Source organism: Saccharothrix ecbatanensis, from assembly GCF_014205015.1.
Taxonomy (GTDB): domain Bacteria; phylum Actinomycetota; class Actinomycetes; order Mycobacteriales; family Pseudonocardiaceae; genus Actinosynnema; species Actinosynnema ecbatanense.
On record NZ_JACHMO010000001.1, the window covers coordinates 2,662,626 to 2,674,951 of the forward strand.

General features: G+C 72.2%; 10 protein-coding genes. 8 read left to right on the forward strand and 2 right to left on the reverse strand.

The window, feature by feature from the left end; genetic code table 11:
• The first annotated feature begins 73 nt into the window (after positions 1 to 73).
• Positions 74 to 1,306, forward strand: a complete 1,233-nt coding sequence (locus F4560_RS11520; protein ID WP_184919349.1) for a hypothetical protein — start codon at positions 74 to 76, stop codon at positions 1,304 to 1,306.
• A 20-nt stretch (positions 1,307 to 1,326) separates the two neighbouring features.
• Here F4560_RS11520 and F4560_RS11525 read toward each other — a convergent pair whose 3' ends face one another.
• Positions 1,327 to 2,271, reverse strand: coding sequence for an alpha/beta hydrolase family protein (locus tag F4560_RS11525; RefSeq protein WP_184919351.1), 945 nt, complete (start codon positions 2,269 to 2,271; stop codon positions 1,327 to 1,329).
• A gap of 188 nt (positions 2,272 to 2,459) precedes the next feature.
• Here F4560_RS11525 and F4560_RS11530 point away from each other — a divergent pair, with 188 nt between their 5' ends.
• From F4560_RS11530 to surE, 7 genes are all read left to right on the forward strand, one after another.
• Complete coding sequence (locus F4560_RS11530; protein WP_221484210.1) at positions 2,460 to 3,032, forward strand: TetR/AcrR family transcriptional regulator; 573 nt, start codon at positions 2,460 to 2,462, stop codon at positions 3,030 to 3,032.
• A gap of 271 nt (positions 3,033 to 3,303) precedes the next feature.
• Positions 3,304 to 7,122 (forward strand): Pls/PosA family non-ribosomal peptide synthetase, encoded by a 3,819-nt coding sequence (locus F4560_RS11535; RefSeq protein WP_184919353.1) that lies wholly within the window; start codon positions 3,304 to 3,306, stop codon positions 7,120 to 7,122.
• On the forward strand, positions 7,119 to 8,387 hold the full coding sequence (locus tag F4560_RS11540) for a M1 family metallopeptidase (protein WP_184919355.1): 1,269 nt from the start codon (positions 7,119 to 7,121) through the stop codon (positions 8,385 to 8,387). The genes F4560_RS11535 and F4560_RS11540 overlap by 4 nt, the downstream gene beginning before the upstream one ends.
• A 44-nt stretch (positions 8,388 to 8,431) precedes the next feature.
• Positions 8,432 to 9,109 carry an RNA polymerase sigma factor gene (locus F4560_RS11545; protein WP_184919357.1) on the forward strand — a complete coding sequence of 226 codons (678 nt, stop codon included), beginning with the start codon at positions 8,432 to 8,434 and terminating at the stop codon, positions 9,107 to 9,109.
• Entirely contained in the window at positions 9,102 to 10,376 is a 1,275-nt protein-coding gene (locus F4560_RS11550) for a hypothetical protein (RefSeq protein ID WP_184919359.1), read from the forward strand. Before F4560_RS11545 ends, F4560_RS11550 begins: the two co-directional genes overlap by 8 nt.
• Positions 10,377 to 10,428: 52 nt before the next feature.
• The gene (locus tag F4560_RS11555; protein ID WP_184919361.1) at positions 10,429 to 11,349 is read left to right on the forward strand and encodes a PfkB family carbohydrate kinase; all 921 of its coding nucleotides are present in this window, start codon (positions 10,429 to 10,431) and stop codon (positions 11,347 to 11,349) included.
• Entirely contained in the window at positions 11,346 to 12,095 is a 750-nt protein-coding gene (gene surE / locus F4560_RS11560; RefSeq protein WP_184919363.1) for a 5'/3'-nucleotidase SurE, read from the forward strand. Before F4560_RS11555 ends, surE begins: the two co-directional genes overlap by 4 nt.
• Here surE and F4560_RS11565 read toward each other — a convergent pair.
• Complete coding sequence (locus tag F4560_RS11565) at positions 12,092 to 12,232, reverse strand: hypothetical protein (RefSeq protein ID WP_184919365.1); 141 nt, start codon at positions 12,230 to 12,232, stop codon at positions 12,092 to 12,094. The genes surE and F4560_RS11565 overlap by 4 nt on opposite strands.
• Positions 12,233 to 12,326: the final 94 nt, after the last annotated feature.

Sequence of the window (12,326 nt, forward strand, 5' to 3'; positions counted from 1 at the left end):
CGGATGCGAACCGACCTCGCGGTACTCGGCGTGCCGGCAGACTTCGGTGATGTCATCTCGCACAACGGTTCCCATGCGGAAGCTCCGAAGACTTGTCGTCGCGCTGGTGGCGATCACAGCCGTGGTCGTGCCGTCGGCGCCGGCCGGCGCCGCAGCCGCCACGCCTCGGTTGACCAGGGTCGACACCGACACCGCCGGTCAGCCCGACCCCAAAGGCGGCGTCGTCTTCACCGGGCTGTCCGGTGACGGTCGGCACGCGCTGTTGGCGGCGTACAGCCACAGCACCCTGGTGCCCGCCCCTCACCGCACTCCCGCGGACCAAGGGGTCTACTTGGTTCGCAAAGACCTGCAGTCCGGCGCGCTTGTTCTCGTGAGCGTGCGGGAGAACGGCAGTCCGCTCGCGGTGAGCTGGGAGGCCGGGATGGGGCACACCGGCACGACGTTCGCGTACGCCGGCCGGGTGAACGCAGGTCCGATGGTCCTCTACTACCGCGACCTGACTTCCGGCGTTCGCCCGATCTACACCATGTCGGGCGACTGGTCCCCCAACAAGATCACGCTGTCCTCCGACGGGCGATGGCTGTCGTGGCTGGCCAGAAACAACGCGGCGGGCGGTGTCATCATCCGGCACGACCTCCACACCGGCCAGACCACCAGGCTGCTCGAGTGCGCGGACCCGCTCACCGGCTGCTACATCTACACGGGGCCGCTCTTCTCCGACGACGGCACCACGATCGCGTTGCAGTACCGGAAGACCCCCGCCGACCCCATCCGGCTGGCGGTTCTCGACCCCGGGGCCGTCGAGCCGCGCATCCTCCCGGAAGGCGTGCAGGGCGAAGGCTTCGTGATCAGCGGCAACGGCAAGTGGATCTTCTACGGCCGCGGCAGCGGCTGCCCGGGTTGCGGCGGGGGCAGGTTCGAACTCAAGAGGATCGCCACCACGCCCGGCGCCTCTCCACAGCTGCTGCGGGCGTGGGAGGACGGGGTCACGTGGGGCCTGTATCCGACCTCCAGTGACCGCACCGGCACTCTGGTCGGCTACTTTCGGCAGACCGGCGACAGCGGGAAGTACTACGCCGCGGCGCGCGGCTACCTGCACGACATGCTGACCGGCATCGAGACCCGGCTCCCCGAACCGCGTACAGAGCTGGCCTATGCGGCGCAGCCCAAGATCAGCTCGAACTCGCGGGTGGCCGTGTTCGTCGAATCCTGCCTGTCGGCCACATCGTGCTACCCGACAGGCACCTACGCGGTCGCGCTGACCACGTTGCTGCCAGGTCGGATGTGGGCTTTCGACCAGCGTTGACCCGGCGGCGGTGCGGCGTCTCACTTGTCGTCGATACGCCCGATCGGGTCGGTGGTCTCCGCGAGTTCGGCCTGCACCTGCTTCCACGCGATGTCGTCGATCCCGAGAGCGCTGCGGAGGTAGGCCCAGCAAGCCCACCGGATCAACGCGACGCGCTCGGGGCTCTCGTCGGTGGTGTCCGTGGCGTTGTAGGCGTGGATCCCGCCGAGCAGGTGCTCGCCCCCGAACAGGGTGAGCAGGCTGCGGGCGCCGGGGCTGTGCCGGTGCACGTCGGTGAACCAGTCGGGGCCACGAGTGGAGAGCGCGGACTGGTCGTGGTCGCCCGCGACCACGAGGGTCGGTGTGGTCAGGCGGTCGAAGTCGGGGCTCATGAAGGAGAAGTTCTCCTTGGCGAACGGCGTCAGGTCGTCGCCGCCGAGGCCCGTCGTCGCCAGGAGCACACCGGCTTTCACGCGGGCATCGGTCTTGTCGGGTCCCGGCTGTCCGTCCGCGCCGACGACGCGTGCGCCGAGAAGCATGCCGGCGGTCTGCCCACCCCAGGAGTGTCCCGCGACGGCGATGCGGTCCCGGTCGACGCGGTCACCGAGCCCCGGGACTTCGGCGAGGATGTGGTCGAGTTCGTCGAGCACATGTCCGACGTCCTGCACCCGGATGCGCCAGATGTCCGCGTACCGGGGGTCGGCGGGGGTGATGCCGAGGGTGCGCGAGTCGAGGAACGTGGGCTGGATGACGACGAAGCCGTTGCCCGCCCAGAAATCGACCAGCGGGTCGTAGGAGGACATCGACTTGCCGAAGCCGTGGGCGAGGACGAGGACCGGGAGACCGGCGCCGGAAGCCGGGGCCGACACGCGCACCTGTAGGTCGTCGCCACGTTCCGGCGCGGGCAGGACAACCGGCTTGACGCTGATGATCGGGGTGGTCATGGCCGGGACGGCGCTCGGCGTGGCCGTGACGGGTGCGGGCATGTGTGGCTTCCTCACAGTGCTTGTGGGCGTTGTGTCGGCGCGGGCTGTCGAGCGAGTGGACAACCGGATAGGCTCGTAACCGGAGCGTTGTTCCAAATATACGGAGCAGTGTTCCGTTTGGCAAGCGCGGTCGTGGAAGGAGTGCAGTCGTGGGAGAGGAGCGCCGCGTGGGCGCAGGAGACGAGCCGTTGTCGAGGACCGCGAACCCGACCAAACGCGCGGACGCCCGGCGGAACGAGAAGGCGCTGCTCGATGCCGCGGCATCGGTGTTCGTCACCGACGGGGTGGACGCGCCGGTTCGCCGGATCGCCGCCGAGGCGGGCGTCGGCATGGGGACCATCTACCGGCACTTCCCCACCCGCGCCGACCTCGTCGTGGCCGTCTACCGGCACCAGGTCGACGCCTGCGCCGAAGCCGGACCCGCCCTGCTCGCGACAGCAGCGTCACCGTTCGTCGCGATGACTCGATGGGTGAACCTCTTCGCGGACTTCCTGGTGACCAAACACGGGCTCGCCGCCGCGATGCGCGACGACCACGACGGCTTCACCGCCCTGCACGCGCTGTTCCTCGATCGCCTGGTGCCGGTGCTGGCCGACATCCTCGCCGCGGCCCGCGACGCGGGCGAAGTCAAGGCTGACCTCACCGCCTACCAACTGCTTCGCGCGATCGGCGACGTCTGCGCGGGCGCCGAACGGGTCGATCCCGCATACGACGCGCGTCTGACCGTTCAGCTGCTGCTCGACGGATGCCGACAGCGGTAGTTCCGTTGGCGCACAAGGAACTCAAGACGCTGCACAGCGGCGCGTGACGGCCCTCCGACCAAACCCGGCACGCCGTCATGACGCTGTGTGACACCACCCACTTGCCGTCGCGTTGACACGACGGTCACGTGAATGGCGGGTAAAGTCGCACGTCGGCGGTTTCGTGGTTGCGATCGCCGAGGCTGCTTGGCCGGTCCCCGCCGGGTGCGGAGCAGCGATCCGACCCTTCGGAGGACTACACAGTGCGTTCGCGTCCCATCGGTGCCCGCCGGTGACCATCGCCCCCGACACCGCCTTCCCCACGCTGATCGACGCGCCGGCGCTGTTCCGCGCCGGGGCCGCCGCGCCCGAGCGCACCCTGCTCGACGTCCTGGCCGACACGGCCCGCCGGCACCCCCACTCCCCCGCGCTGGACGACGGCGTCACTTCGCTGACCTACCGCGCGCTCCTGGACGAGGTCGACGCGCGGAGCCAGGTGTTGACCTCGTCCGGCGTGGGTGTCGGCGACCGGGTCGGCATCCGCGTCCCGTCCGGCACGGTCGACCTGTACCTGGCGGTGCTGTCCGTTCTCGCGGCCGGTGCGGCGTACGTGCCGGTGGACGCCGACGATCCCGACGAGCGCGCCGAACTCGTGTTCACCGAAGCGGGTGTGTGCGCCGTCGTCGGCGAAACGCTGGAGATGCGCGGCACTCCGATGGGTCTGCTGGGCACGCCGAGCCCGGACGACGACGCGTGGATCATCTTCACCTCCGGTTCGACCGGCAAGCCCAAGGGCGTCGCCGTCTCGCACCGGTCCGCCGCCGCGTTCGTGGACGCCGAGGCCCGCCTGTTCCTGCCGGACGACCCGATCGGCCCGGACGACCGCGTGCTCGCCGGCCTGTCGGTGGCGTTCGACGCCTCGTGCGAGGAGATGTGGCTCGCCTGGCGCAACGGCGCGTGCCTGGTGCCCGCGCCCCGGGCGTTGGTGCGCACCGGTTTCGACCTCGGCCCGTGGTTGGTCGAGCGCGAGGTGACGGTGGTGTCCACGGTGCCGACGCTGGCCGCGCTGTGGCCGGTGGACGCGCTGGACGACGTCCGGCTGCTGATCTTCGGCGGTGAGGCGTGCCCGCCCGAACTGGCCGAGCGGCTCGCCGTCGACGGCCGCGAGGTGTGGAACACGTACGGCCCGACCGAGGCCACCGTGGTGGCGTGCGCGGCACGGCTGACCGGTGACGGTCCCGTGCGCATCGGCCTGCCGCTGGACGGCTGGGAGCTGGCCGTGGTCGACGCCACGGGCGCGCCGGTGCCGATGGGCGGTTCCGGTGAGCTGGTGATCGGCGGCGTCGGCCTGGCCCGCTACCTCGACCCGGCCAAGGACGCGGAGAAGTTCGCGCCGCTGCCCGGGTTGGCCTCGTACGGGCCGGGCTGGGACCGCGCCTACCGCAGCGGTGACCTGGTCCGCGCCGAACCCGAGGGCCTGCTGTTCCTCGGCCGCGCGGACGAGCAGGTCAAGCTCGGTGGACGGCGGATCGAGCTGGGCGAGGTGGACGCGGCGTTGCAGGCGCTGCCCACCGTCGCCGGCGCAGCCGCGGCCGTGCGCACCACCAAGGGCGGCAACCAGGTCCTGGTCGGGTACGTCGTCGCTGCCGAAGACTTCGACCACGCCGACGCGTTGGCCCGGCTGCGGACCGCCCTGCCCGCGGCGCTCGTGCCGCTGCTCGCCGTGGTGGACACCCTGCCCACGCGCACGTCCGGCAAGGTGGACCGGGCCGCGCTGCCGTGGCCGCTGCCGTCCCTCGACGTCGGCGTGCCCGAGGACACCCTCACCGGCACCGAGGCGTGGCTGGCGGAGCAGTGGACGGAGCTGCTGGGCGCGCGGATCACCAGTCCAGACGCGGACTTCTTCGCCCACGGCGGCGGCAGCCTCGCCGCCGCGCAGCTCGTCTCCACGATCCGGACCCGCCACTCCGGCGGTTCGGTCAACGACATCTACCAGCACCCCACGCTGCGGCAGCTGGCCGCGCGGCTGGACGAGCTGAGCGGCCACCGTGCCGCCACCCGCGAGGTCGTGCCGACGCCGCGGCGGACCGGCGTGATCCAGTCCCTGCTGCTGATCCCGCTCATGAGCCTCATCGGCTTGCGCTGGTCGGTCGCCCTGGCCGCGGTCGGCAACCTCATCGGCTTCACCACGCCGGTCTCGTGGTGGTGGATCGCCGCCGGGTGGCTGCTGTTCGTCAGCCCGCCCGGCAAGGTCGCCATCGCGGCGGGCGGCGCACGGCTGCTGCTGCGCGGTCTGCGTCCGGGCACGTACCCGCGTGGCGGCGGCGTGCACCTGCGGCTGTGGACCGCCGAACGGCTGGCCGAGTTCAGCGGCGCGACGAACCTCGCCGGGTCGTGGCTCACGCACTACGCCCGCGCGTTGGGCGCGAAGATCGGCCCCGACGTCGACCTGCACTCCGCGCCGCCGGTGACCGGGATGCTCAAGCTCGGCAAGGGCAGCGCGATCGAGCCCGAGGTGGACCTGACCGGGCACTGGGTGGACGGCGACCGGCTGCACGTCGGCCGCATCCGGGTCGGCGCGGGCGCGTCGGTCGGCGCGCGCAGCACGCTGTTCCCCGGCGCGCGGGTCGCCAAGCGGGCCGAGGTCGCGCCCGGTTCCGGGGTGACCGGCTCGGTGCCGACCGGGCAGCGGTGGGCCGGTGTGCCCGCGACGCGCGACGGCAAGGCCGGTCGTCCCGGTCCGCGTCCGCCGCGGTCGCTGTGGTGGAAGCTGGTCTACGCGGTGACGACGTCCGCGCTGGGGTTGCTGCCGGTGGCGGCGGCCGTTCCGGCGGTGCTGCTGGTCGTGCGCCAGCCGTTGACTCTCGGGTCGGCGCTGCTCTCGGTGCCGTTGGCGACGGTGGCGTGGCTGGGCGCGTACGCGCTGCTGGTCCTCGTGTCCGTGCGGCTGCTCGGGATCGGGCTGCGGGCCGGGACGTACCCGGTGCACAGCCGGATCGCCTGGCAGGCGTGGACCACCGAACGGCTGATGAACATGGCGCGGGTCGCGCTGTTCCCGCTGTACGCGAGCCTGTTCACGCCGGTGTGGCTGCGTGCGCTGGGGATGAAGGTCGGCCGCCGGGTCGAGGCGTCGACCGTGCTCGCGCTGCCGAAGATGACCACGATCGGCGACGGCGCGTTCCTGGCCGACGACACCATGGTCGCCTCCTACGAGCTGGGTGGCGGCTGGCTGCGGATCGCCGCCGCGCGGGTCGGCAAGCGGGCGTTCCTGGGCAACTCGGGGATGACCGCGCCGGGCCGCTCGGTGCCGAACCGCGGCCTGGTGGGCGTGCTGTCGGCGACGCCGAAGCGGGCCAAGGCGGGCAGCTCGTACCTGGGCATGCCCCCGATGAAGCTGCCGCGCGCGGCCGAGCAGGGCGACCAGAGCCGCACGTTCGACCCGCCGCGTCGGCTGGTCGTGGCACGGGCGCTGGTCGAGCTGTGCCGGGTCGTGCCGGTGATGTGCCACGTCGCGCTGGTCGTGGGTGTGGTGTTCGCGCTGCGTGCCGTGATGTCCCTGTGGGCGTGGCCGCTGCTGGCCGGGCTGGTGCTGCTCGCCGCGGGTGTCGCGGCGTGCGCGGTGGCGGCGGTGGCGAAGTGGCTGCTGGTCGGCCGGTTCCGGGCCCGTGAGCACCCGCTGTGGAGCGGGTTCGTCTGGCGCAACGAGCTGGCGGACACGTTCGTCGAGGTGCTGGCGGTGCCGTGGCTGGTCGGCTCGGCGGGCGGGTCGCCGGTGATGGCGCTGTGGCTGCGGTCGCTGGGCGCGCGGATCGGGCGCGGCACGTGGATCGAGTCGTACTGGTTCCCGGAGTCGGACCTGGTGCGGCTGGGCGACGGCGCGACCGTGAACCGGGGGTGCGTGGTGCAGACCCACCTCTTCCATGATCGGATCCTGCGCATGGACAAGGTGGATTTGGCGGACGGGGCCACGCTCGGCCCGCACGGGATCGTGCTGCCCGGTGCGACGGTCGGCGCGCACGCGACGGTCGGCCCGGCGTCGTTGGTGATGCGCGGCGAGCACGTGCCGGCGGGCACGCGGTGGCTGGGCAACCCGATCTCCGCCTGGCGATGACCGGGTACCTCCCCGATCACGGCGACGGCGGTTACCGGGTCGCGCACTACGACCTGGACCTGGACTACAAGCCGCACACCGGACGGCTGGGCGGGCGGGCGACCCTGTCCGCCGTGGCCTCGGCGCCGTTGACGCGGGTCGTGCTGGACTTCGACGCGCTGGCGGTGAGCCGGGTGCTGGTGGACGGCAAACCGGCACGCCACACCCACGGCGGCGGCAAGCTGCGGATCCGGCCGACACGTCCGGTGGACGGGCCGTTCACCATGGAGGTCCGGTACTCGGGGGTCGCGCGCCCGATCCGGACCCGGCACTGGGGCGAGCTGGGCTGGGACCAGCTCGCCGACGGGGCGTTGGTGGCGAGCCAGCCGGTCGGCGCGTCGTCCTGGTTCCCGTGCAACGACCTGGTGCGGGACAAGGCGACGTACCGGATCTCCGTCACCGCGCCGTCGTCGTACGTGGTGCTGGCGAACGGCGTGCAGGTCGAGGGTCGCACCGGCGGCAGCAGCACGACGTGGGTCTACGAGCAGGCCGAGCCGATGGCGACGTACCTGGCGTCCGTGCAGATCGGGCAGTACGTGCGGGTGCCGTTGGGCGGCGGCCAGGACGTGGCCGCGCCCGCCCGGCTGGTGCGGGACGTCCGGCACGACTTCGCCCGGCAGCCGCGGATGATGACCGTGTTCGAGGAGCTGTTCGGCCCCTACCCGTTCCGCGCCTACCAGGTCGTGGTGACCGACGACGAGCTGGAGGTGCCGGTCGAGGCGCAGGGCATGTCGGTGTTCGGCGCCAACCACGTGGACGGGCGGCGCGGGCACGAACGGCTGGTCGCGCACGAGTTGGCGCACCAGTGGTTCGGCAACAGCGTCGGCCTGGCCGACTGGCGGGACATCTGGCTCAACGAGGGTTTCGCCTGCTACGCCGAGTGGCTGTGGTCGGAACGCTCCGGCGGCCCCACCGCCGCAGTCCTCGCCGAACGGGCGCGTGCCCGGCTGACCCGCGCACCGCAGGACCTCAGGATCGGCGACCCCGGCGTGGCGAACCTGTTCGACGACCGGGTCTACAAGCGTGGCGCGCTCACCTTGCACGGCCTGCGGACCCGCCAAGGCGACCTCGACTTCTTCGCCACTCTCCGTGAATGGACCGACACCCACCGGCACGGCACCGCGACGACCGCCGACTTCATGGCCTTGGCCCAACGCCACACCACCTACCCGCTGAGCCTCTTCTTCCGCTCCTGGCTGGAGGAACCACACCTCCCGGCGCTGTGACCCACGGCACGCAGCGCTCACCAGCCGGTGCCCTCATACAAGGCATGACGGAAGCTCCAACGGATGCGATCGGGGTGTTGGCGTTGACCAACGCTCCCGGTGTCGGTCCACCCCCGAAAGCCGGCCCGACTGAATCGGACGCCGCGGAATCGGACGCTCCGGAATCGGACGCCGAGCTGTGGCGCACGATCGCGGGCGACGGACCGGAGGCGCACGCCGCCTTCACCGAGTTGTTCCAGCGGCACGCCGAGGCGGTGTGGAACTACGCCTACCGGCTCACGGCGTCGTGGGCGCAGGCCGACGACCTGCTGTCGACCGCGTTCCTCAACGCCTGGCGCACCAGGGGCCGGGCGGTCCTGACGCGGGACTCCGCGCGCCCCTGGCTGTTCACCGTCACGGCCCGCCTGGCCCGTGACGAACGCCGCGCCGGCGCACGGCTGACCGCGTTGCTCCAACGGTTGTCCCGCACGACCGCCGAACACGATCACGCCGACGCGGTCGTGGAGGGCGATTTCGCCGAACGCCGCCTGCGCCGCATGGTCGAGGCCGTCGACCGCCTGCCGCGCGGCGAGCGTGAGGCCGTCCGACTCTGCCTGCTCGGCGAGGTGTCCACGGCCGACGCAGCCCGGCTGCTCGGCATCGCCGAAGCCAGCGTCCGCTCCCGCACGTCCCGCGCCCGTGCCCGACTCCGCGAGCTGCTCAAGGAGGATTCCGATGACTGACCTGGACCTGCCCCCGAACAGCCCGCTGCCCGACGGAGTGCGCGCCGCCGCGCTCATCCGCGTTCGGGAAGGGCTGGACGCGCCGCCCCCGCGCCACCTGCCCCTCAAGATCGCCGCCATCGTGGTCGCCGTCGTCACCGCGACGACCCTGGCCGTGCAGCTCGGCGACCGCGGGGACTCCACCGCGACGACCACTCCGACGGAGATCCCCGAACTGCGCCACCACGACCTCGATCCCTCCTACGACGTGCGCACGAGTTCCGCCCCGGACGGCGCGGCCCAGCGCTGCCACGCGCAGTCGACCGGCCTGCCCCCGGCCGACCAGTGGACCCCGATCGCCACGGCGTCCCGGCACCGGGTCGACCTGATGGCGTTCGAGACCACCGCCGGGGTCGTGTTCTGCGAGAACACCCCCATGTCGGTCACCGTGTCGCCGCCGTCGACCGACCCCGGAGCCCTCACCATCGCGTTCACCACGGCCACCGGCTCGATGGCCGGGTTCACCGGTTCCGAGACCCGGTCGTTCGCGCTCGCCGCCGGCACGGACGTCCAGCGCAAACGGGCCATCGTCGCCCGATCAGGCCGCGTGTTCCTGATGCCCGACGGTTTCGTCGCCGACAGCGTCGTCGCCCAGCCGGAAGTGGCGGAGTCGATCGACCTCGCCCAGACGTTCGAGCTGACCACGCCGCTGCGGTCCCCCACCGTGGTCGACCGGCCGGCCCCGCCCGAGGATCGCGGCAGCGCGGAAGGACGCCGGCTCGGCGAGTGCCTGGCCGACCAGCCACAGCCGGTCCCGGACCCCGACGCGTGGAGGGCCGGGCAGGCGATCGCCCTGACCCCGACCGAGTCGGTGCAGCTGGGCCACTACCAGGACCTGCTGCTGCTGTGCCGTAAGGACCGGACGGTCGTGGTGTACGACTTCCGACGGCCGGACACCCCTCAGTGGGCCAGGACGCTCATCACCGGCACGACGGTTCGAGGGGTGCTGACGTTCTACTACATCGCCCGGACCATCCCGAATGCCCCGACCACCCAGGACAGCGCCGCTTTCGACACGCTGGCCCTGATCGCCGAGGTCACCGACCCGCGGGTCGCCACCGTGACCGTGGTCATCCCGGGAAGGCCCGACGTCACGGCCGAGCCCGTGGCCGGTTCCGTGGTCGTGCGGGATCTGCGCTCGGACGGCTCGGGCCGCCCGCCCGGGATGCGGATCGTCGTCCGCGACGCCGCCGGGACCGTGGTGGAGGAACTCACGTACGAGTTCTGAGTCCCAGGGGTCCGGGTGCTTCGATCACGGTCATACCGGGTAGCTCTCGGTCATGACGGGTCGAGTAGCGGTGTTCGCGCCGTCGCCTGAGCTGACGGTGACGGTGGAAGAGCTGGACGGCACGCCCGACATCCACATCCACGCCGGAGGGCAGGGGGTGTGGATGTCGCGCATGATCGAATCCTTGGGCGCCAAGGCGGTGCTGTGCTCGGCGTTGGGCGGGGAGACCGGGCACGTGCTGCGGCACCTGATCGGGGTCGAGCTGAAGGCGCGGGACGTTGCCGCCCGCAACGGCGGGTACGTGCACGACCGGCGTGACGGCGGACGCGACCTGGTGGTGCGGATGCCCGCCGACCCGCTGTCCCGCCACGAGCTGGACGACCTGTACGAGATGACCCTGATCGAGGCGCTGAACGCGGGTGTCGCGGTGCTCAGCGGTCCCGCCGCGGACGACACGCCGGTGCCCGACTCAGTGTACGAACGCCTCGCCAACGATCTACGCGGCAACGGCTGCCGCGTGGTCGTGGACCTGTCCGGCGCCCGGCTCGCCGCCGCGCTCGCGGGCGGCCCCACGGTGGTGAAGGTCAGCCACGAGGAGTTGGTGTCGGACGGGCGCGCCGAGTCCGACGCCCTGCCGGACCTGGTCCAGGGCGCCCTGAAGATCGCCGACTGCGGCGCGAGCGCGGTCGTCGTGTCCCGGGCCGCGGAGGAGACGTTGACCTGGATCGACGGTGACGTGTACCTGGTGGACGTGCCCGATCTGAGCCCCGTCGACACGCGCGGCGGCGGTGACTCGATGACCGCCGGACTGGCCGCCGGACTGGCCCTGGGCGGCTCGATCGAGGACTCGCTGAAACTCGGCGCGGCGGCCGGCGCGGTCAACGTGACCAGACACGGGCTGGGCACCGGCAGCGGTGACGTGGTGCGCGCGCTGGTCGACCGGGTGAAGCTGAGGCCGTGGGAGGACGCATGAGGGTGCTCATCACCAACGACGACGGCATCGACTCGCCCGGCCTGGCCGCCTTGGCGCGCGGCGCCGTGGCGCACGGGTGGACGACCGTGGTCGCCGCGCCCGCCGCCGAGGCCAGCGGCACGAGCGCCGGACTGACCGCCGCCGAGGACCACGACCGGGTCCGGGTCGAACGCCGCGAACTGGCCGGACTGGACGGCGTGCCCGGCCACGCCGTCTCCGCGCACCCCGCCCTCATCGCCATGGTCGCCGCGCAGGGCGCGTTCGGCGACCCGCCCGACATCGTGCTGTCCGGCGTGAACAGGGGCGCGAACGTCGGCCGCGCGGTCCTGCACTCCGGCACCGTCGGGGCCGCCCTCACCGCCGCCATCAACGGCGCACGCGCGATGGCGGTGTCCCTCGACGTCGGGCTGGACCCGGACGTCCACCACCACTGGGACACCGCCGTCGCGGTCGCCGCCGGGCTGTTCGACCACCTCGCCTCGATGCCGGCCGGCACGGTGCTCAACCTCAACGTGCCGAACTGCGCCGACACGCGCGAACCGCGCCGGGCGAGCCTCGCCGAGTTCGGCTCCGTGCGGAGCCGGGTCAAGCACACGGACGACGGCACGATCGGCATCGCCACCGTCCTCGTGGAAGGCGAACTGCCTCCGGGCAGCGACGCCGCCCTACTGGCGAGCGGTCACCCGACCGTCACACCCCTGCGGTCGGTGGCCGAAGACCTCGACCTCGTGTTCGAACCGTCCTAATCGTCGTCGGTGCGCTCCCCCGTCGCGGGCTCGGTCTGGTCCGCATCGGACCTGACCAGCGCGTCCTCGGCCCCGTTCACCAAATCGGGACCGCCCCATTGGCCGCTGTCGCTCTGACCCAGCCGGTGCTTCGCCATGGTGTGCTCCCATCGATCGCCGGACAGGTACCCACTTCCGGGCGACCTCACACGCGTGAATCGGTGGCCCACGCCGAACTGTGGCGAGGGCCAC

Excerpts from the sequence above, each read along its gene's own strand:
- F4560_RS11545 (WP_184919357.1), top strand. The coding sequence starts at position 8,432 with ATGACGGAAGCTCCAACGGATGCGATCGGGGTGTTGGCGTTGACCAAC.
- F4560_RS11540 (WP_184919355.1), top strand. The coding sequence starts at position 7,119 with ATGACCGGGTACCTCCCCGATCACGGCGACGGCGGTTACCGGGTCGCG.
- F4560_RS11550 (WP_184919359.1), top strand. The coding sequence starts at position 9,102 with ATGACTGACCTGGACCTGCCCCCGAACAGCCCGCTGCCCGACGGAGTG.
- F4560_RS11520 (WP_184919349.1), top strand. The coding sequence starts at position 74 with ATGCGGAAGCTCCGAAGACTTGTCGTCGCGCTGGTGGCGATCACAGCC.
- surE (WP_184919363.1), top strand. The coding sequence starts at position 11,346 with ATGAGGGTGCTCATCACCAACGACGACGGCATCGACTCGCCCGGCCTG.
- F4560_RS11555 (WP_184919361.1), top strand. The coding sequence starts at position 10,429 with ATGACGGGTCGAGTAGCGGTGTTCGCGCCGTCGCCTGAGCTGACGGTG.
- F4560_RS11565 (WP_184919365.1), bottom strand. The coding sequence starts at position 12,232 with ATGGCGAAGCACCGGCTGGGTCAGAGCGACAGCGGCCAATGGGGCGGT.
- F4560_RS11525 (WP_184919351.1), bottom strand. The coding sequence starts at position 2,271 with ATGCCCGCACCCGTCACGGCCACGCCGAGCGCCGTCCCGGCCATGACC.